Origin of the sequence: Pseudomonas sp. S30 (assembly GCF_016518545.1) — a bacterium.
GTDB lineage: Bacteria > Pseudomonadota > Gammaproteobacteria > Pseudomonadales > Pseudomonadaceae > Aquipseudomonas.
Window position 1 is genome coordinate 33,392 of sequence record NZ_JACVTO010000028.1, and the last position, 20,175, is coordinate 53,566.

Below are 20,175 nucleotides of genomic sequence, written 5' to 3' on the forward strand. Positions count from 1 at the left end.
CATGAACGAGCCGCTGCACACCGATATCGCCGTGGTTGGCGCGGGCATCGTCGGCGTCGCCTGTGCCTTGCAACTGGCCCGCCAGGGCCGCCGGGTGACCTTGATCGACCGTCAGGCACCGGGCATGGGGGCGTCCTATGGCAACGCCGGGCACCTGGCCACCGAGCAGGTGTTCCCGATCGCCGACTGGTCGATCTGCAAGCGTCTGCCGCGAATGCTGCTCGACCCGATGGGCCCGCTGCGCCTGGACTGGAAGTACCTGCCCAAGGCGCTGCCCTGGTTCACCCGGCTGCTGTTCAACCTGCGTCCGGCGCCCTACCAGCGCACCGTGGCCGGCCTTCGCCAGCTCAACGAGGGCAGCCTGGAGGCCTGGCAGCGTCTGTTGACGTCGATCGGGCGCAGCGAGCTGTTTCACGGCAGCGGCTCCTTGCTGGTGTACGAGCGCCCCGAGTCGCAGCGCGCATTGGCGGCGCTGTGCGAGCGGATGCAGGCACAGGCCGTGCCTGTACAGAGGTGGTCGGCCGACGCCGTGCGCGAGGCGGCGCCGCAACTGAGTTCGGCCCTGCTGGGAGGCCTGTTCTTTCCGCGCACCGGACACTTCATCGACCCCTACCGGGTGGTGGGCGCGCTGTTCGAGGCGGCTCAGGCTCATGGCGTGCGCTTCGTTCAGGCGCAGGTGGAGGGCGGGCAGGTGCAGGCGGACCATGTGCGCCTGGTCAGCGACCGAGGCACATTCCGGGCGAGTCAGGTGCTGGTCAGTTGCGGCGCCCACTCGGCCCCGCTCACGCGCGCCCTGACTGGCAAGCGCGTTCCGCTGGATACCGAGCGCGGCTATCACCTGATGTTGCCCAGCGAAGGCGCGCGCCTGCCGTTCGCCGTGACCTCGCTGGAGCGCCGCTTCATCATGACGCCCATGGAGGCCGGTCTACGGTTGGCGGGCACCGTGGAATTCGCCGGGTTGCAGGCGCCGCCGGCGATGCAGCGCGCCTGGCAATTGCATCGGCTCAGCCAGGGCCTGTTCCAGCGCGACCTGTCCAGCGAGGGTGCGACGCCCTGGATGGGCATGCGGCCATCGCTGCCGGACTCGCTGCCGGTGATCGACCGGGTCGGCGAGGGGCGGGTACTGCTGGCGTTCGGGCACCAGCACCTGGGGCTGACCCAGGCCGCACTGACGGCCGAGTGGATCGGGCGACTGGCCGAGCGACCGGCGCCGGCGGAGCTGGCGCCTTATCGCCTGGCGCGGTTCTGAAACGACGCTGCCGCGCGCCTGGGATCAGGCCGCGCGGCAGCGAGGTATCACTGGACCAGAGGTTCAGGCCACTCGAATGATCTGGCCGTTTTCCCGTGCAGCCTCCAGGCGGATGGCGATGAACTTGGAGGTCGGGGTGTGACTGCCGTCGCCGACGCTTTCCAGCGGCACCAGCGGGTTCACTTCGGGGTAGTAGGCGGCTGCCTGACCGGCCGGAATGTCGAAGGCCAGCAAGGTGAAACCGTGCACGCGGCGCACGTGATTGTCGCCCCACAGCGACACGATGTCGACCTTCTGCCCCGGCTTGAAGCCCAGGCGCATGATGTCGGCTTCGTTGGCGAACAGCACCTCGCGCTGGCCGCGCACGCCGCGGTAGCGATCGTCCAGGCCATAGATGGTGGTGTTGTACTGGTCGTGCGAGCGCATCGATTGCAGGATCAGGTCCGGCACCTGGCCGCTGGCGCGTACCCGCTCGTCGAGCAAGGTGTCCGGCAGCAGGTTGGCCTTGAAGTTGGCCTTGCCGCTGGCGGTCTTCCACTGGAGCGCGCCGGCGCTGTTGCCCAGATAGAAGCCACCGGGCTCGTTCAGGCGCCGATTGAAATCGGTGAAGCCAGGGATGGTGTCGGCGATCAGGTCGCGGATGCGGTCGTAGTCGGCCACCACCCAGTTCCAGTCCACCGGATGGTTGCCCAGGGTCGCCGCGGCGATGCCGGCGACCACCGCTGGCTCCGAGCGCATCTGCTTGGACAAGGGGCGCAGCTGGCCGTTGGAAGCGTGCACCATGCTGAACGAGTCCTCCACCGTGACCGCCTGCGGGCCTTCGACCTGCAGGTCGATATCGGTGCGGCCCAGGCACGGCAGGATCAGCGCCTCTTTGCCGTGGACCAGATGGCTGCGGTTGAGCTTGGTGCTGATGTGCACGGTCAGGTCGCAGTTGCGCAGCGCGCGGGCGGTGCGTTCGGTGTCGGGTGTCGCCTGGGCGAAGTTGCCACCCAGGCCGATGAACACCTTGGCTCGACCTTCGAGCATGGCGTGAATCGCCTCGACCGTGTTGTGCCCGTTGCGACGCGGCACCGGGAAGGCGAAGCGGCTTTCGATGGCATCGAGCAGCGCCACCGGTGGCCGCTCGTTGATGCCCATGGTCCGGTCGCCCTGCACGTTGCTGTGGCCACGCACCGGGCACAGGCCGGCACCTGGCTTGCCGAGGTTGCCGCGCAGCAGCATCAGGTTGACGATTTCCTGGATGGTCGGCACCGAGTGACGGTGCTGGGTGATGCCCATCGCCCAGCACATGATCACGCGCTTGCCTCGGCAGTACATGCGTGCCGACAGCTCGATGTCCTCGCGGCTGAGGCCCGACTGTTGGACGATCTGTTCCCAGGACGTGGCATCGACCACGGCCAGGTAATCTTCCACGCCATGGCCATGTTCGGCGATGAAGGCGTGGTCGAAGATTGCCGGCTCGCCTTTGGCCTGGGCTTCGCGCTCCCATTGCAGGAGGAACTTGGCCATGCCGCGCAGCAACGCCATGTCGCCGCCCAGTGCCGGGCGGAAGAATGCGGTGTTGGTCGGGCGATCACTGTTGAGCAGCATTTCCAATGGGTGCTGCGGATGCTGGAAACGCTCCAGGCCGCGTTCCTTGAGTGGGTTGACGCACACCACCTGCGCCCCGCGCTTGACCGCGTCACGCAGCGGATCGAGCATGCGCGGGTGGTTGGTGCCCGGGTTCTGGCCCAGCACGAAAATCGCATCGGCGTGCTCGAAGTCGTCGTAGGTCACGGTGCCCTTGCCGACCCCCACGCTCTGGCCCAGGGCCACGCCACTGGCCTCGTGGCACATGTTCGAGCAATCGGGGAAATTGTTGGTGCCGTAGGCGCGCACGAACAGCTGGTACAGGTAGGCCGCTTCGTTGCTGGCGCGCCCGGAAGTGTAGAACTCGGCCTGGTCCGGCGACTCCAGGGCCTTGAGGTGGCTGGCGATCAGGTCGAAGGCCGCTTCCCAGCTGACCGGGCGATAGCGGTCGCTGGTGGCGTCGTAGACCATCGGGTCGGTCAGCCGGCCCTGGTACTCGAGCCAGTAGTCGCTCTGTTCGAGCAAGGCGCTGACGCTGTAGCGCGCGAAGAAGGCGGCGTCCACGCGGCGCTTGGTCGCTTCCCAGTTGACGGCCTTGGCGCCGTTCTCGCAGAACTTGACCATGCCGCTTTCGGGCGAGTCGCCCCACGCGCAGCCAGGGCAGTCGAAACCGCCGTTCTGGTTGGTCTTGAGCAGGGCGCGGATGTTCTTCAGTGCGTTGTCGCTGCCCACCCAGGCCTTGGCCACGCTGCGCAGCGCGCCCCAGCCCCCGGCTGGGCCGTGGTAGGGCTTGTAGCGCGGGCTGGAGGCTGGGGCGTTGTCGGGTAGTTTTTCTAATGTGGTCACGGCTTTACGACTCCCCCGCGGGGCTGAATACCCGCGGTGCGCTGTGCTTGGGCAAATGGATGAGGTTCAGGTTGTGCTTGCGTGCCCATTGCAGGGCGAGGCCGGTGGGGGCCGACAGGCTCACCAAGGTCTGGATGCCGGCGCGCAGGACTTTCTGGATCAGTTCAAGGCTGCAACGGCTGGTGACGATCGCCAGGCCACCGTCGGTGTCGATGCGCTGGCGCAGCAGCGCGCCGATGAGCTTGTCCAGGGCGTTGTGCCGGCCGATGTCCTCGCGCCCCAGTTGCAGCTCGCCGGTGCGGTCCATGAACAAGGCGGCATGCACCGCACCGCAGTGCTGACCGAGCGGCTGGAAGGCGTCGATGCGTCGGCGCAGATCCTGCAGCCAGTGCGTTGGTGGCAGAGGCGCGCCGGCAAGCCGCTGGAGTTCGGGCAACGCCTGCTCCAGGGCTTCGACCCCACACAGGCCACAGCCGCTGGTGCCCGCCATCTGCCGACGCTGGTTCTTGAGGTTCCAGAATGCACGGCTGGAGATCTCCACGTCCGCGTACAGCGCCGAACCACTGCCCGATAGCCTGATGTCGTAGATGTCCTCGGTGCTGGCGACGATGCCGCTGCCGACGCTGAAGCCTACGGCGAAATCCTCCAGGTCGGTTGGGCTGACCAGCATCACCGCCTGGTTGAGACCGTTGTAGACGATCGCCAGGGCGACTTCTTCGGCCAGCGGCGTGCGTTCGCCCACCTGATCGGTGAGCTGGACGTAGTCGTAGGGGTTGCTGGCGGCGGGCAATGACAGGCTGGAGGGGGCCGCGCAGACCAGAGGCTTGCTGTTCATCGGGACGGATCACCGGCGGCTGGTATATGCCTACAAGCCTAGTGCCACTGTGGGCAAACCGTCCAATCGTTAGGTTCTATGCCGTGATAGGCCGCGTCGATTGGTCGCAGCGAGCGCTCTGGAAAATGCTGGCCTAGACTTGCAGTTCCGAGTATTTCCAACAAGGAGCACTTTATGAGTCTGTTCAGTTTCGTCAAGGAAGCCGGTGAGAAGTTGATCGACCTGCTGACCCCCGGCAATGCCAACGCCGAGCAGGAACTCAAGAAGCATGTGGAGAAGGTTGGCCTGGGCAACCCGAACATCACCGCGACGGTCGAAGGCGACAAGGTCGTGCTCAAGGGCGAGGTGGCCACCCAGGAAGAGAAGGAGAAGCTGGTTCTGGCAGCCGGCAACATCGCTGGAGTCGCTTCGGTGGACGATCAGATCACCGTCAGTGGCGCAGCCGGCACGGCTTCGCGCTTCGTCGAAGTGGAGAAGGGCGATACGCTCAGTGCCATCTCCAAGCGGGTGTACGGTGACGCCAACCAGTACCACAAGATCTTCGAAGCCAACAAGCCGATGCTGTCGGACCCGAACAAGATCTATCCGGGCCAGAAGCTGCGCATTCCGGACTGAGCCGCTGGCTCGCCTGCGCGGGCGAACGCTCGCGCAGACGTGTCACGCGTCTGGCAGCAGTCCCTGCAGCAGCGCGCGATAGTCTTCCACCGCCGCGAATTCCTGGGTGTCCCGCGCCTGGGCCTGGCTGTCTGGCTGGCGCACGGCCAACAGCTGGGCGATGCCGAAGCGTCGTGCGCTGCGCAGGATCGACAGAGTGTCGTCGATGAACAGGCTGCGCGCCGGGTCGAAGTCGATGTCGGCGCGCAGGGCGTCCCAGAACTGCGGGCTTTCCTTGGGATACCCATAGTCGTGGGAGCTGATCATGCGCTCGAAATACGGCGCCAGTTCGATGCGCTCGAGCTTGAGCGACAAGGAGTCCCTGTGTGCGTTGGTGATCATCACCACGCGCTTGCCTGCCTTGCCGAGGGCGGCCAGAAAGGTGTCGGCGTCCGGGCGCAGGGCGATCAGGTCGGCGATCTCGCGCTTGAGCTGGCGAATCGGCAGGCGCAGTTCTCGGCTCCAGAAGTCCAGGCAGTACCAGTTCAAGGTGCCGGCATGACGCTCGAACAGCGGCCGCAGCTCCAGTTCGGCCATGGCCTGGCTCACGCCGTGCAGCTCGGCGTAGCGCCGCGGCAGGTGGTCGAGCCAGAAGCGATTGTCGTAGTGCAGGTCGAGCAGGGTGCCGTCCATGTCCAGCAGGACGGTGTCGATGGCGGACCAGGGAAGAACAGGCATGGGAAACTCTCGTGCGATCGGCAAGCCACGGTATAGTAACCCGTTCACGCCAAGGAGCCCCAGCCATGCGCCAGAAACCCACCGTTCTCAGCCGCGAGATCGTCGCCAGCAGCCGCCTGTTTCGGGTCGAAGCCGTGCAGCTGCGCTTCTCCAACGGCACCGAGCGAACCTACGAGCGCCTGGTGGGCCGCGGCAACGGCTACGGTGCGGTGATGATCGTGGCGATGGTCGATGCCGAGCATGCGCTACTGGTGGAGGAGTACTGCGGCGGCACCGACGAGTACGAGATTTCCCTGCCCAAGGGGTTGATCGAACCGGGCGAGGACGTGCTGGCCGCTGCGAACCGTGAGCTCAAGGAAGAGGCCGGGTTCGGTGCCCGCCAGTTGGAGCACCTGACCGAGCTGTCGCTGTCTCCGGGTTACATGAGCCAGAAGATCCAGGTGGTGCTGGCCAGCGATCTGTACGAAGAGCGCCTGGAAGGCGACGAGCCGGAGCCGATGCGCGTGGACAAGGTCAACCTGCGCGAGCTGTCGGCGCTGGCCCAGCATCCGCAGTTCAGTGAGGGGCGCGCCCTGGCGGCGTTGTACCTGGCCCGTGACCTGTTGATCCAGCGTGGAGTGATCAGCGCATGAACGACCTGCAATTGATGCATGAAGTGGTCAGGCTGGCGCAGCGCGCAGGCCAGGCGATCCTACCGTTCTGGCGCACGGACCTGGCCGTCACCAGCAAGGCCGACGACTCGCCGGTCACCGCCGCCGACCTGGCCGCGCACCGCGTCATCGCCAATGGCCTGCAGGGGCTGGCGCCGCAGATTCCGGTGCTGTCCGAGGAAGATTGCGACATCGACCAGGCCACTCGCGAGGGCTGGACGCGCTGGTGGCTGGTGGACCCGCTGGATGGCACCAAGGAATTCATCGCCGGTAGCGAGGAATTCACCGTCAACATCGCGTTGATCGATGCCGGCCAGGTGGTGTTCGGCGTGGTCGCCACGCCCACCGATGGCCGCTGCTATTTCGGCGGGCGCGAACTCGGCGCATGGCAACTCACCGCCGGCGGACTCATCCGCGCCATTCATGTGCGCGACGCGCCATCGGCCGGTGGACGCTTCACCGTGGTCGCCAGCCGCCGTCACAGCAGCCCGGAGCAGGAGGCGCTGCTGGGCGGGCTGGGTGCCGAGTTGGGTGAGCTGGAGTTGGCGTCCGTGGGCAGCTCGCTGAAATTCTGCCTGCTGGCCGAGGGCGCAGCGGATTTGTATCCGCGCCTGGCGCCGACTTCGCAGTGGGACACCGCGGCGGCGCAGGGTGTGCTCGAAGGCGCTGGCGGCGAGGTGATCGAACTGAGCGGGCAAGCGCTGCGCTATCCGCCGCGTGAGTCGCTGCTCAATCCCTTCTTCCTGGCGTTGCCGGTGGCGGCGCCGTGGCGGGGCACGCTGCTGGACATCGTGGGTTGGGCAGCAGGTCCGGTTGCGTAGCCGCTGCCCGCTCCAGCGGCGCAGGTCTGTCGATCGACCCAAGCGCAGCGGCTCCGGCAAAGGCGGTCAGCGATGCAGCACGTACTGGCCGCTGAACAGTACGGCGGGCTGCTCGCTGCCGTGGTCATGCACGGTGGTGTGCAGCGTCAGGCGCGCTCGGCCGCGTCGGTGATAGAGCTTGATGAAGCGCTCCCAGTCCTCCTCGGGCGGCGCCGAGCATGACGCGATGGCGGCGCCGGTGACGGGCAGCGGGTAGCCGACCTGGCCTTCCTGGATGACGATATGCCCGTCATCGATTCCCAGTTCGCGCAGGCGCAGGTGCAGCCAGCCCCAGCCCACCAGTACGGCGGCGCAGTACAGGCTGCCGCCGAACATGGTGTTCTTGTGATTGACGTTCGGCGCCAGCGGCACATGCAGGCGCAGGCGCTGGGCTTGCCAATCGAGCGCTTCGAGGCCCATGTGCGCGGTCAGCGGAATATCGCGATGCAGGATGTCTTGCAGGTACCGGCTGGCGTCGCTCATGGGCGTGACTCCTCGTGTTCGTCATGGCCGCCGCTGCCATCGGCGAAGCTCAGGCCGTGCTTGCGCAGCTTGTCGTGCAGGGTCTTGCGCGGGATGCCCAGGGCCTCGGCCAGGCTGCGCATGGAGCTGTGGGGCTGGCCCAGTTCGGCGGCGATGAGCGCCCGCTCGAACTGCTCGACCTGCTCGCTGAGGTTGCCGGTGGACCTGGTCACGGTGGCTGGCTCGGTGGACGGCGCCTGCTCGTCCAGGGCCAGTTCCAGGCCCAGGGCGAAGCGTTCGGCCGCATTCTGCAGTTCACGCACGTTGCCCGGCCAGCCATGGCGCAGCAGCATGGCACGCTGCGCCGGCTGCAAGCTGTGCGGGGCCAGGCCATGGCGCTGGCTGGCGGTGTCGGCGAAATGCTCGAACAGCACCAGGATGTCGTCGCCACGCTCGCGCAGTGCCGGGATACGCAGCGGTGCCACGTTCAGGCGGTAATACAGGTCGGCGCGAAAGCGCCCCTGGTCGGCGGACTGGCGCAGGTCTTCCTTGGTCGCGGCGATCACCCGGATGTCCAGCGGGATCAGCTGATTGCCGCCCACCCGCTCGACCACCCGCTCCTGCAACAGGCGCAGCAGCTTGACCTGCACGTCCAGGCTCATGCTTTCGATCTCGTCGAGGAACAGCGTGCCGCCGTTGGCGAACTCGAACTTGCCGATGCGACGCTTCTGCGCGCCGGTGAAGGCGCCCGGTTCGTGACCGAACAGCTCGCTCTCCACCACCGATTCGGCCAGCGCTCCGGCGTTGATGGCCACGAACGGCCCGTCCCGCCGGCTCGACAGATCGTGCAGGGCACGCGCGACCACTTCCTTGCCGGCACCCGTTTCGCCGAGGATCAGGACGTCGGCGCGGGTGGCGGCCAGGGCACCGATCTGATCGCGCAGGCGTTGCATCTGCGGCGAATGGCCGACCAGGCGAGTGGACAGCTGCTGACGGTCGCTCAGGGCCAGGCGTAGGCTGCGGTTGTCCAGCACCAGACGGCGCAGTGCCAGGGCGCGGCGCACGCTGTCGAGCAGGGCATCGCTGGCGAAGGGTTTTTCCAGAAAATCGTAGGCGCCGGCGCGCATCGCCTGCACCGCCAGGGGCACATCGCCGTGCCCGGTGATCAGCAGCACGGGCAGTTCGGCATCCAGCGCATGCAGTTGTTCGAGCAGTTGCAGGCCGTCGATGCCCGGCATGCGGATATCGCTGACCACCACGCCAGGCCAGTCGGCCGGCAGGCGCTCGGCCAGGCCGTGGGCATCGGCCAGGGTGGTGACCTTCAGGCCGGCCAGGTCCAGGGTCTGGTTCAGCGCCTGGCGCAGGTGCGGGTCGTCATCCACGAGAATGACCTGGATATGACTTTCGATCAGTGGCTCGGTCATGCCGAGAAATCCTCCGAAGGTTTGAGGTTGGCGCCAGGGGTCGCCACGCGCAGTTGCAGTGTGAGCAGCGCACCGCCTTCGGGGTGGTTGCCCAGCAGCAGCTCGCCGCCCAGGGCGCGCATCAGGCTTTCGCAGATCGCCAGGCCCAACCCCAGGCCCTGCGTGCGGGTCTTGGTGGTGAAGAACGGCTCCTTGGCGCGCTCCAGTGCCTGGCGGCTGAAACCCGGGCCATTGTCACGGATGTACAGGTAGACGTGCCCCTCGCCCTGTTCGGCACTGAGCCACAGGCGGCGAGGGTTGGCTTTCTCGGTGAGCGCGTCCAGGGCATTGGCCAGCAGGTTGCCCAGCACCTGGCGCAGCCGGGTTTCGCCGGCCTGCACCCACAGGGTGGCGTCGGGCAGGTCGCGGATCAGCTCCACCGCCATGGCCCGGCGCCGCTTGGCCAGCAGCGCCAGGGCGTCGTCCAGCGCGGGTTGCAGGGCCACGCTTTCCGGTGCGTGGCGGTCGCGGCGGGCGAAGGCGCGCAGGTGGGCGATGATCGAAGCCATGCGTCCGGTCAGCTCGCCGATCAGCTTGAGGTTGCCTCGGGCGTCGTCGGTGCGTTGATGATCGAGCAGGATCTCGGCGTTCTCGGCATAGCTGCGGATGGCCGCCAGCGGCTGGTTGAGCTCGTGGCTGATGCTCGCCGACATGGTGCCGAGCACCGACAGCTTGCCGGCCTGGACCAGTTCGTCCTGGGCGCGCACCAACTCCTGCTGGGCCTGTTCGCGCTCCAGCACCTCGGTCTTCAGGCGATTGTTCAGCCATTCCAGGTCGGCGGTGCGGGCGACCACGCGTTTTTCCAGCTCCTGTCGACCGCGCGCCTCCAGCTCGATGCGGTCCATGTAGTGGCGGCGCCGCTGCAGCACCAGGCCGGCCAGCAGCACGGTCACCAGCAGTGCGGCAGCGCCGATGGCCATGACCGTCTGTACCGAGCGGTCCACCAGCATGCGCGGCGCGAGAATGCTCACCTGCCAGCCGGTTTCCTCGATCTGGCGGGTCTGGGTCAGCCAGGCGTCGGGCTCCAGGTGCAGGGGCTGCGGCGCCTGGGTCGGGTAGGGCTGGATGGCGATCATCGCCGTGCGCTCCTGCTCGGTCAGCGGGCGGGTGGCGCGGAAACGCCACTCGGGGCGCGACGTCAGCACCACCACGCCGTTCTGGTCGGTCAGCAGCAGTTGCTCGGGGGTGCGACCCCAGAGGGTTTCGGTGTGGTCCAGGTCGACCTTGACCACCAGCACTCCCACCACCCGCTCACCGTCGCGCATGGCAGCAGCGAAGAAGTAGCCGCGCTTGGCGGAGGTGGTGCCCTGGCCGAAGAAGCGCCCCAGCCGGCCCTGCATGGCCTCGATGAAATAGGGACGAAAGGCGAAATTGCGCCCCAGGAAGGAGTCGCGCTTGTCCCAGTTGGACGCCGCCAGGGTATTGCCGCTGACGTCCATCAGGTACATCACCTCGGCGCCGGTCTGCTGGGTGATTTCGCGCAACAGGCGGTTGGCGTTGGTTACCGCTTCGAGGCGCAACGGGTCGGCCAGGGCGCCGCGCAGGGCCGGCAGGTCGCCAAGGATCTGCGGCAGGGTCTCGTAGCGGTGCAGGGTGCCGAGCAGGTTGGCGACGTAGAGGTCGAGGGTCTGGCGGTTCTGCGACGCGAGCTGGTCCTGGTAGTAACGCTCGGCCAAGTGGTGCAGCGGCCACAGCAACGGAGCCAGGCACAGCGCCAGCAGGGCCAGGCTACGCCAGCGGGGGCGTCGGGGAGGGGACTGGATCGAGATCATCGCCAAATGCGCCAGAAGGGTCTGGCGCGATTATCCGCTACTTCAGGCACTCGTCCAGCGCCTGGCGCCAGTGTGGCGTGATGACCTGCCACTGCTGGGCCAGGCGCGAGCAGTCCAGCCGCGAATTGAGAGGCCGTTGGGCAGGTGTCGGGTAGTCCTGGGTAGGAATCGGCAGCAGTTCAGCGCAAGGCAGGCCGCGTGCCCGCAGTCGCTGGGCGATGGCTTCGGCGAAGCCGAACCACGAGGTGTCGCCGCCTGCGGTCAAATGGTAGGTACCCCAGGCGCCGGCTTGGCCGGCCCGCCAGCGTTCGATCAGCACGCGGGTACTGGCGGCGAGCGTACCGGCCCAGGTGGGCGCACCGATCTGGTCGTCGACCACCTTCAACTGCGTGCGCTCCTGCAGCAAGCGCTGCATGGTCAGCAGGAAGTTGCGGCCGTACAGGGAGTACACCCAACTGGTGCGCAGGATCAGGTGTTGCCCGCCCACGGCGGTGATCGCCTGCTCGCCGGCCAGCTTGCTGTGCCCGTACACCCCCAGCGGATTCGTCGAGTCCTGCTCGGTGTAGGGGCTGTTCTTGCTGCCATCGAACACATAGTCGGTGGAATAGTGGATCAGCGGTGCTCGCAGGCGGGCGGCCTCCTCGGCCAGCACGCCAGGCGCCTGGGCGTTGATGGCATGGGCCAGGCTCGGTTCGCTCTCGGCCTGATCCACCGCCGTGTAAGCTGCGGCGTTGATGATCAGGTCCGGCGCGAGGCGGCGCAACGGTGCGCGCAGCGCCTCGGGGGCGGCCAGGTCTAACCGGTCGCGACCCAGTACGTGCACCTCGCCCAGGCCGGCCAGGCCGACCGCCAGGGCTTGCGCGACCTGGCCATTGTGACCGCAGACCAATATCTTCATGGGAACAACTCTGCGTCTTCGAGCCAGGCGCCGACCCGGTCCTTGGCCGAAAGCTGCGGTGCGTCTTGCAATTGCCAGTCGATCGCCAATTGCGGATCGTCCCAGCGGATGCAGCGTTCGGACATCGGGTCGTAGTAATCGGTGGTCTTGTAAAGGAAGTCAGCCGATTCGCTGAGGACCACGAAGCCGTGGGCGAACCCTACCGGAATCCACATCTGGTGCTGGCTATCGGCAGACAGCCTGGCGCTGACCCAGCGTCCGAAGGTCGGCGAACTTCGGCGTATGTCGACCGCCACATCCAGCACTTCGCCCTGGGTCACGCGGACCAACTTGCCCTGGGGGTTATGCAACTGATAGTGCAAGCCGCGTAGCACACCGCGCTGTGAACGTGAATGATTGTCCTGAACGAACTCGACGTCCATGCCGGTCGCTTCGCTGAAGCGGCGAGCATTGTAGCTCTCGAGGAAGAAACCGCGTTCGTCACCGAAGACCTTGGGTTCGAGGATCAGGATGTCGGGTATGGCGGTGGTGATGACGTTCATTGCGCCTCTTCAGCCAGCTTGCTCAGGTAAAGACCATAGCCGGTCTTTTTCAGTTCGGCAGCCTTGGCCAGCAGGCGATCACGGCAGATCCAGCCTTTCTGGTAAGCGATTTCCTCCAGGCAGGCGACTTTCAGGCCTTGGCGATGTTCGATGGTCTGCACGTACTGCGAGGCATCGAGCAGGCTGTCGTGGGTGCCGGTGTCGAGCCAGGCGAAGCCGCGTCCGAAACGCTCCACATGGAGGTCGCCGCGTTGGAGATAGGCATTGGTGATGTCGGTGATTTCCAGCTCGCCACGCACCGAAGGTCGCACGCCTTTGGCGATCTCGATGACATCGTTGTCATAGAAATACAGCCCGGTCACCGCATAGCTGGAGCGCGGGGCGCTGGGTTTTTCCTCGACCGACAGCGCGTTGCCCTGAGCATCGAACTCGACCACGCCGAAGCGCTCGGGATCTCTGACCAGATAACCGAAGACCGTGGCACCACTGGGCCGATTGACGGCACGTTGCAATTGTTCGCTGAAGCCCTGACCGTGGAAAATGTTGTCACCCAGGATCAGGCACACCGAATCGCTGCCGATGAACTGCTCGCCGATCAGAAAGGCCTGGGCCAGACCATCAGGGGAGGGTTGCTCGGCGTAGGTGAGGCGAATGCCGAACTGGCTGCCGTCGCCAAACAGCGCGCGATATTGCGGCAGGTCCTGGGGTGTGGAAATCAGCAGGATGTCGCGGATGCCGGCCAGCATCAGCACCGAGATCGGATAGTAGATCATCGGCTTGTCGTAGATCGGCAGCAGTTGCTTGGACACCCCCAAGGTGATGGGGTGCAGCCGGGTGCCGGAGCCTCCAGCCAGAACGATACCTTTGGTCATGCGATCAGATCCTTGAAGTCGGAGCGGCCCAGGCGCTCGCCCTGGTAGCTGCCGTCCTGTACATGCTGGCACCAGTGCAAGTTGTCCAGGTACCACTGCACCGTCTTGCGCAGGCCGGTCTCGAAGGTTTCCTGCGGCACCCAGCCCAGCTCCCGCTCGATCTTGCCAGCGTCGATGGCGTAGCGCAGGTCGTGTCCCGGACGATCCTGGACGAACGTGATCAGGTCGGCGAAGCGTGCGACGTTGGCTGGGCGCAGGGGTGCCAGCTCTTCGAGCAGCTCGCAGATGGCGTGGACCACATCGAGGTTCTTCTGCTCGTTGTGGCCGCCAATGTTGTAGGTTTCGCCTACCGCGCCGGCGGTGACTACCCGCAGCAGCGCCCGGGCGTGGTCCTCTACGAACAACCAGTCACGCACCTGCTGGCCGTTGCCGTAGACCGGCAGCGGCTTGCCCGCCAGTGCGTTGAGGATCATCAACGGAATCAGCTTTTCCGGGAAGTGGTACGGGCCATAGTTGTTGGAGCAATTGCTGACCAGCACGGGCAGCCCGTACGTGCGATGCCAGGCGCGTACGAGGTGATCGGACGCCGCCTTGCTCGCCGAGTAGGGGGAGCTGGGGGCATAGGGGGTGGTTTCGTGGAACAGATCGCTGGCGCCGTGCAAATCGCCATACACCTCGTCGGTGGAGATGTGATGGAAGCGAAATGTCGTCTTCTCCTTGTCCGGCAGGCGGCTCCACCAGGCGCGAGTGGCTTCGAGCAAAGTGTAGGTGCCGGTGATGTTGGTCTGGATGAATGCCGCCGGTCCGTCGATGGAGCGATCGACATGGGATTCGGCGGCCAGGTGCATGATCGCCTGGGGCTGGAATCGCTCGAGCACCGCACTGACGGTCGCCTGGTCAAGGATGTCGGCCTGGACGAACTCGTAACGGCTGTCATGGGCGATAGGCTGCAGCGATTCGAGGTTGCCCGCATAGGTCAGTTTGTCGAGGTTGACGACCAGATGATCGGTGTGGTCGATCAGGTGGCGGATCAGCGCGGACCCGATGAAGCCGGCACCGCCTGTGACGAGAATACGCATGGTGAGGTGTCACTTTCCTGATGGTCGGTGGAAGAGTATGGCGTAGCCCCGCCTGGCAGTCTCGCCGGGCCGGTCGATGCTTCATCATAACCCTACTTCGCCCGCACAGTGACAGCCTGCTTGTCGTCGTACTTGCTTAGCCAGGGCAGTAATGGCGTCATAGGCCAAATCGAACCCGAGGTTCGCATCATGCCGCTGCATACCCTGATCCACCGTTCCAGTCTTCCCTGCCCGCAGGTGACCGAAGCGCAGGCTCGCCAGGCCCTGCACGCCTGCTATGGCCTGCAGGGGACGCTGCTGCCCCTCGGCAGCCAGCAGGACGTGAACTTCCGGCTGGACAGCGACCAGGGGCGTTTCGTCTTCAAGCTCTGCCACGGTAGCTACTCGCGGGTCGAGTTGCAGGCCCAGCATGCTGCCCTGGCCTACCTGCGCGAACGCGGCGTGCCGGTGCCGCAGGTGCGCCCGGCGCTCGACGGGGAGGGCCTGCTGGCGCTGGAGATCGGCGGGCAGGCCCTGCGCGCCCGGCTGCTGGAGTACCTCGACGGGCAACCGCTGACCCGCCTGGGGCACCTGCCCCAGCGGCTGATGAGCGAGCTGGGCGCGCTGTGCGCGCAGGTCGACAAGGCGCTCGCCGATTTCGCTCATCCTGGGCTCGAACGCACCTTGCAGTGGGACCCACGGCATGCCCAGGTGCTGATCGAGCACCTGCTGCCGGTGATCAAGGACCGTGCGCGTCGCGCGCGCCTGGCCGAGGTGGCGAGCCAGGCGCAGCAGCGCCTGGCGCCGCTGGTCGGGCAACTGCCCCGGCAGGCCGTGCACCTGGACATCACCGACGACAACGTGGTGTGGGCGCTGGATGCGCAGTGGCAGTGGCAGTTGCGCGGGGTGATCGACTTCGGCGACCTGTCGCGCACCTGGCGCATCGCCGACCTGTCGGTCACCTGTGCGGCGATGCTTCACCATGCCGGCGCAGACCCACTGGGTATTCTGCCCGTGGTGGCGGCCTATCAGGCGGTCAACCCGCTCGGCGAGGCCGAATTGCGCGCGCTGTGGCCGCTGCTGCTCAACCGCTCGGCGGTGCTGGTCCTGAGCAGCGAGCAGCAGCTGACCGTCGATCCGGACAACCAGTACATCCGCGACAACATCGCCCATGAGTGGCAGATCTTCGACACCGCCACGGCCTTGCCCGCTGCCCTGATGGAGGCGGCGATCCTCCACGCGGCAGGCTTGCTGCCCGAACTGCCGGACCTCAGCGGCGGCGCGCCATTGTTGCCGAGCCTCGACCTGGCCAAGGTCGGCCTGCTCGATCTGGGCGTGTTGAGCCCGCACTGCCAGGCGGGCAACTGGCAACAGCCCGGTTTCGACCAGCGGCTGCTGCTGGCCCAGCCGGCACCGACTTGCACCTGGTACGGGCAGTATCGGTTATCGCAGACCCATGTCGATCGTCCCGAGGAGCCCGCTACCTGCGCCTTGGGCGTCGAGCTGAACCTGCCGGCCGATACCCCCATGCACGCGCCTCGCGCGGGCGTGTGGCTGAGCACCGGCGAGGATCGTGGCTGCCTCGTCACGTCGAACTGGGGGGTGTGGCTGGACGGCCTGAAGGATACTCCAGAGGACGGTGAGTCGATCGACGAGGGCCGTGTACTGGGCTCGACCTGCGGCCTGCTGCGCGTGCAACTGTCGCTGAGTACCGATATCCAGCCGCCATTCTTCGCCCGGCCGTCCCAGGCCGACACCTGGCTGGCCCTGTGTCCGTCACCTGCTGCGCTGCTGGGCATCGACTGCAACGCCCCGCCGCTGGTCGATGCCGACGCCCTGCTGGCGCGCCGCGAGGCCAGCTTCGCCCGCGCGCAGAAGCACTATTACACCCGGCCCCCGCATATCGAGCGCGGCTGGCGCAACTACCTGATCGACATGCAGGGGCGCGCTTACCTGGACATGCTCAACAACGTCGCGGTGCTCGGCCACGGACATCCGCGCATGGTCGAGGAATCGGCGCACCAGTGGTCGCTGCTCAACACCAATTCGCGTTTCCACTACGCCGCCATCGCCGAATTCTCCGAACGGCTGCTGCAGCTGGCGCCCCCCGGTTTCGATCGCGTCTACCTGGTCAACAGCGGCACCGAGGCCAACGACCTGGCGATCCGCCTGGCCTGGGCCTACAGCGGCGGGCGTGACCTGCTCAGCATACTGGAGGCCTACCACGGCTGGTCGGTGGCCACCGATGCCATCTCCACCTCCATCGCCGACAACCCGCAGGCGCTGCAGACCCGACCCGACTGGGTCCATCCGCTGGAAGCGCCGAACACCTTCCGTGGCCGTTTCCGCGGTCCTGACAGCGCGGCGGCCTACCTGCGCGACGTGCAGGCCAAGCTCGCCGAGCTGGACGCCCAGGGCCGGCAGCTGGCAGGGATGATCTGCGAGCCGGTGTACGGCAATGCTGGGGGCATCTCGCTGCCGCCGGGTTACCTGCGCGAGGCCTATGCGCAGGTGCGTGCTCGCGGCGGTGTCTGCATCGCCGACGAGGTGCAGGTCGGCTATGGCCGGCTGGGCGAGTATTTCTGGGGCTTCGAAGAGCAGGGCGTGGTGCCGGACATCATCACCCTGGCCAAGGGCATGGGCAACGGCCAGCCGCTGGGCGCGGTGATCACCCGCCGCGAAATCGCCGAGGCGCTGGAAGCGCAGGGCTACTTCTTCTCTTCGGCTGGCGGCAGCCCGGTCAGTTGCCGGATCGGCATCGCGGTGCTCGATGTGCTGCGCGATGAAGGGCTGTGGGACAACGCCCGTGACCTGGGCCGCTACTTCAAGGCCCGCCTGCAGGCATTGGTGGAGCGTCATCCCTTGGCTGGCGCGGCCCATGGCTCGGGCTTCTACCTGGGCCTGGAGTTGATCCGCGATCGCCACACGCTGGAGCCGGCCACCGAGGAAACCCTGCTGCTGTGCGAGCGCCTGCTCGAGCTGGGCGTGATCATGCAGCCCACTGGCGATCATCTGAATATTCTCAAGATCAAGCCGCCAATGTGTACCACGCGCGCGAGCGTGGATTATTTCGTCGACTGCGTGGATCAAGTGCTGGAAGAAATCGCTGAAATTATGTCGATTAATATCGACTAAACAGCTTCATCATAGTCGTTAATTGGCTTTAGTGTGGTTCAAATGCAGATTTAAATCGGTTAAATTACCTGCCCAGCGTGCTTCGGCTCGCCGCCACCCCCAACCTGCAGAGGCTTTTCATGAAGACCCTTGATTCGACTCCCCGCGCCGACGGTTTCCACATGCCCGCCGAGTGGGCGCCGCAGACCCAGGTGTGGATGGTGTGGCCGGAGCGGCCCGACAACTGGCGCCTGGGCGGCAAGCCGGCGCAGGCTGCCCACGTGACCCTGGCCAAGGCCATCGCCCGCTTCGAGCCGGTCACCGTCGGCGTGTCCGCTGCACAGTACGGCAACGCCCGCCGCCAGCTGGACCTGCCCAACATCCGCGTGGTGGAAATCAGCAGTGACGATGCCTGGGTACGCGATACCGGCCCCACCTTCGTCATCGACGACCACGGCGAGGTCCGTGGCGTGAACTGGGGCTTCAATGCCTGGGGCGGCTTCGAGGGCGGGCTGTACGCTCCGTGGAACCGCGACGAGGAGCTGGGCGCCAAGGTGCTGGAGATGGAGCGCTGCCAGCGTTACCGCACCGAAGGGTTCGTGCTCGAAGGCGGCTCCATCCATGTCGACGGCGAGGGTACGCTGATCACCACCGAGGAATGCCTGCTCAACCACAACCGCAACCCGCACCTGACCCGCGAACAGATCGAGGCGGTGCTGCGCGAACATTTGTCGGTGCAGACCATCATCTGGCTGCCCGAGGGCTTGTACAACGATGAAACCGATGGTCACGTCGACAACTTCTGCTGTTACGTGCGTCCCGGGGAAGTGTTACTGGCCTGGACCGATGATTCCAACGACCCCAACCATGCCCGTTGCCACGCGGCCTACGAGGTGTTGAAAAACACCCGCGACGCCCAGGGACGCCACATCGTGGTGCACAAGATGCCCATTCCCGGGCCGCTGTACGCTACCGAAGAGGAATGCGCAGGCGTCGACCAGGTGGCCGGTAGCCAACCCCGCGACCCCTCGGTGCGCCTGGCCGGCTCCTACGTGAACTTCCTCATCGTCAATGGCGGGATCATCGCCCCCAGCTTCGACGATCCGGCCGACGATCGCGCCAGGACCCTGCTCGCCGAGCTGTTCCCGGACCACGAAGTGGTGATGATCCCCGGTCGCGAACTGCTGCTCGGTGGCGGCAACATCCACTGCCTGACCCAGCAGCAGCCGGCGCCGGTCAAGCGCTGAGCCTGTCTGGGCAATGACCCGTGCCAGGCTGGCCGATCGCTCTGGGTGACGATCGATCGGTCCGCTGGCACAGCTCTTGTATCGCATTCAGCCGGATGCTTCAGACCCGAGGGCTCGCCCCGTTCTGTAACATTCACCCGGTAATTTGGCCGCTCACGTTTCCAGGGAGTACGTGTCGAATGAATGCAGCGAGTGAGTCGGCAATATCCCCGGTAGCGATCGATCACGAATCGCTCAGGGTGTTGGCGCAGTGGTTGAAGGACCATGGAAACCTCCGGGTCAGGAAGACCGATCCACGCCGCCTTCTGGATACGCGGTACCCGCAGGGATTGCTCAGCGACGCGGAGCTCGACGCGCTGGCCGGTGTCTGGCACTGACCGGCAGCAAGGATCGCACTGCAGAACGCCACCGTCCGAGACGGTGGCGTTTTCATTTCAGCGCGCCAGTTCGCCGGCTTCCTCTTCTTCGAAACCGCGCACGGCCCGGCCCACCAGCAGAGGGTCGGGCGCATGGGCCACGGACAGGTCCTTGTCCGGGTAGTCCAGGGCATGCAGGAAATGCCGGATGCAGTTGAGCCGTGCGCGCTTCTTGTCGTCGGACTTGATCACCGTCCATGGCGCGTCGGCGGTGTCGGTGTGGAAGAACATCGCTTCCTTGGCGGCTGTGTAGTCGTCCCACTTGTCCAGCGACTTGATGTCGATCGGCGACAGCTTCCAGTGCTTGAGCGGGTCGTCGCGCCGTGAAATGAAGCGCCGCAGCTGCTCCTCGCGGTTCACCGAGAACCAGTACTTGAACAGCAGGATGCCGCTGTTGCACAGCATGCGCTCGAGGTCCGGCGCCTGGCGCATGAATTCCAGGTACTGCAGCGGCGAGCAGAACTCCATGACCCGCTCCACCCCGGCCCGGTTGTACCAGGAGCGGTCGAAGAAGACCATCTCACCGGCCGTGGGCAGGTGCTGGATGTAACGCTGGAAATACCACTGGCCCTGCTCCTGCTCCGAGGGCTTCTCCAGCGCGACGATGCGTGCGCCGCGCGGGTTCAAATGCTCCATGAAACGCTTGATGGTGCCGCCCTTGCCGGCCGCGTCACGCCCTTCGAACAGCACCACGATGCGCTGGCCTGTGTCCTTGGCCCAGCTCTGCACCTTGAGCAGTTCGATCTGCAGGGCGTGCTTGGCTTTCTCGTATTCCTGGCGCCGCAGGCGCGTGGCGTAGGGGTAGCTGGCCGGCAGGCGTGCGCTGGTGCTGTCCTCGTTGCTGCCCTTGCGCGCGCTGGCCACTTCCAGGGCGGCAGGCTGCTGGCTGATGCGGGTGATGGAGGCTTCGGCCTTGCGCGGGTTACGCGGACGAGCGCTGCGCTTGACGGTGCGGGCGGTGGTGCTGGGTGCGGGAAGGGGGAGGGG

Annotated in this window: 17 protein-coding genes; 6 read left to right on the forward strand and 11 right to left on the reverse strand. The window is 66.2% G+C overall.

The features are described from left to right. The first annotated feature begins 1 nt into the window (after nucleotide 1). A complete protein-coding gene (locus tag IAE34_RS22680) occupies nucleotides 2-1,249 on the forward strand; it encodes an NAD(P)/FAD-dependent oxidoreductase (RefSeq protein ID WP_200141197.1) in 1,248 nt (415 codons plus the stop codon). A 63-nt stretch (nucleotides 1,250-1,312) separates the two neighbouring features. Here the strand turns inward: IAE34_RS22680 and IAE34_RS22685 are convergent, their stop codons facing one another. Together IAE34_RS22685 and fdhD are read right to left on the reverse strand one after the other, a co-directional pair. Next, complete coding sequence (locus IAE34_RS22685) at nucleotides 1,313-3,667, reverse strand: FdhF/YdeP family oxidoreductase (RefSeq protein ID WP_200141198.1); 2,355 nt, start codon at nucleotides 3,665-3,667, stop codon at nucleotides 1,313-1,315. Between the two features lie 4 nt (nucleotides 3,668-3,671). After that, complete coding sequence (gene fdhD, locus IAE34_RS22690) at nucleotides 3,672-4,502, reverse strand: formate dehydrogenase accessory sulfurtransferase FdhD (protein ID WP_200141199.1); 831 nt, start codon at nucleotides 4,500-4,502, stop codon at nucleotides 3,672-3,674. A gap of 174 nt (nucleotides 4,503-4,676) precedes the next feature. Between fdhD and lysM the strand changes: the two genes are divergently transcribed. Then, nucleotides 4,677-5,117: a peptidoglycan-binding protein LysM gene (gene lysM / locus IAE34_RS22695; RefSeq protein ID WP_200141200.1), complete on the forward strand. Its 441-nt coding sequence runs from the start codon at nucleotides 4,677-4,679 to the stop codon at nucleotides 5,115-5,117. Between the two features lie 42 nt (nucleotides 5,118-5,159). On the opposite strand, the gene yrfG is transcribed toward lysM, so the two are convergent. After that, complete coding sequence (yrfG, locus tag IAE34_RS22700; RefSeq protein ID WP_200141201.1) at nucleotides 5,160-5,834, reverse strand: GMP/IMP nucleotidase; 675 nt, start codon at nucleotides 5,832-5,834, stop codon at nucleotides 5,160-5,162. A gap of 65 nt (nucleotides 5,835-5,899) precedes the next feature. Here yrfG and nudE point away from each other — a divergent pair, with 65 nt between their 5' ends. Both nudE and cysQ read left to right on the forward strand, forming a co-directional pair. Further along, the gene (gene nudE / locus IAE34_RS22705; protein WP_200141202.1) at nucleotides 5,900-6,466 is read left to right on the forward strand and encodes an ADP compounds hydrolase NudE; all 567 of its coding nucleotides are present in this window, start codon (nucleotides 5,900-5,902) and stop codon (nucleotides 6,464-6,466) included. Continuing rightward, nucleotides 6,463-7,305 carry a 3'(2'),5'-bisphosphate nucleotidase CysQ gene (gene cysQ / locus IAE34_RS22710; RefSeq protein WP_200141203.1) on the forward strand — a complete coding sequence of 281 codons (843 nt, stop codon included), beginning with the start codon at nucleotides 6,463-6,465 and terminating at the stop codon, nucleotides 7,303-7,305. The genes nudE and cysQ overlap by 4 nt, the downstream gene beginning before the upstream one ends. 66 nt (nucleotides 7,306-7,371) lie before the next feature. Here cysQ and IAE34_RS22715 read toward each other — a convergent pair whose 3' ends face one another. Genes IAE34_RS22715 through rfbB form a run of 7 tightly spaced genes read right to left on the reverse strand, consistent with a single transcriptional unit; the run spans nucleotide 7,372 to nucleotide 14,432 of the window. Further along, complete coding sequence (locus IAE34_RS22715; protein ID WP_200141204.1) at nucleotides 7,372-7,827, reverse strand: YiiD C-terminal domain-containing protein; 456 nt, start codon at nucleotides 7,825-7,827, stop codon at nucleotides 7,372-7,374. Then, nucleotides 7,824-9,230, reverse strand: coding sequence for a sigma-54-dependent transcriptional regulator (locus IAE34_RS22720; protein ID WP_200141205.1), 1,407 nt, complete (start codon nucleotides 9,228-9,230; stop codon nucleotides 7,824-7,826). The genes IAE34_RS22715 and IAE34_RS22720 overlap by 4 nt, the downstream gene beginning before the upstream one ends. Next, nucleotides 9,227-11,041 carry a sensor histidine kinase gene (locus IAE34_RS22725; RefSeq protein ID WP_200141206.1) on the reverse strand — a complete coding sequence of 605 codons (1,815 nt, stop codon included), beginning with the start codon at nucleotides 11,039-11,041 and terminating at the stop codon, nucleotides 9,227-9,229. The genes IAE34_RS22720 and IAE34_RS22725 overlap by 4 nt, the downstream gene beginning before the upstream one ends. Nucleotides 11,042-11,078: 37 nt before the next feature. Beyond that, nucleotides 11,079-11,939, reverse strand: coding sequence for a dTDP-4-dehydrorhamnose reductase (gene rfbD, locus IAE34_RS22730; protein WP_200141207.1), 861 nt, complete (start codon nucleotides 11,937-11,939; stop codon nucleotides 11,079-11,081). Next, on the reverse strand, nucleotides 11,936-12,481 hold the full coding sequence (rfbC, locus tag IAE34_RS22735; protein ID WP_200141208.1) for a dTDP-4-dehydrorhamnose 3,5-epimerase: 546 nt from the start codon (nucleotides 12,479-12,481) through the stop codon (nucleotides 11,936-11,938). Before rfbC ends, rfbD begins: the two co-directional genes overlap by 4 nt. Then, entirely contained in the window at nucleotides 12,478-13,353 is an 876-nt protein-coding gene (rfbA, locus tag IAE34_RS22740) for a glucose-1-phosphate thymidylyltransferase RfbA (RefSeq protein ID WP_200141209.1), read from the reverse strand. The genes rfbC and rfbA overlap by 4 nt, the downstream gene beginning before the upstream one ends. Further along, on the reverse strand, nucleotides 13,350-14,432 hold the full coding sequence (gene rfbB / locus IAE34_RS22745; RefSeq protein ID WP_200141210.1) for a dTDP-glucose 4,6-dehydratase: 1,083 nt from the start codon (nucleotides 14,430-14,432) through the stop codon (nucleotides 13,350-13,352). The genes rfbA and rfbB overlap by 4 nt, the downstream gene beginning before the upstream one ends. A 189-nt stretch (nucleotides 14,433-14,621) precedes the next feature. Here rfbB and IAE34_RS22750 point away from each other — a divergent pair, with 189 nt between their 5' ends. Then, a complete protein-coding gene (locus tag IAE34_RS22750; RefSeq protein WP_200141211.1) occupies nucleotides 14,622-17,546 on the forward strand; it encodes an aminotransferase in 2,925 nt (974 codons plus the stop codon). Nucleotides 17,547-17,665: 119 nt separating this feature from the next. Continuing rightward, nucleotides 17,666-18,772 carry an agmatine deiminase gene (aguA, locus tag IAE34_RS22755; RefSeq protein WP_200141212.1) on the forward strand — a complete coding sequence of 369 codons (1,107 nt, stop codon included), beginning with the start codon at nucleotides 17,666-17,668 and terminating at the stop codon, nucleotides 18,770-18,772. A gap of 434 nt (nucleotides 18,773-19,206) precedes the next feature. Here aguA and ppk2 read toward each other — a convergent pair whose 3' ends face one another. Beyond that, complete coding sequence (gene ppk2, locus IAE34_RS22760; protein ID WP_200141214.1) at nucleotides 19,207-20,079, reverse strand: polyphosphate kinase 2; 873 nt, start codon at nucleotides 20,077-20,079, stop codon at nucleotides 19,207-19,209. Between the last annotated feature and the right edge of the window lie 96 nt (nucleotides 20,080-20,175).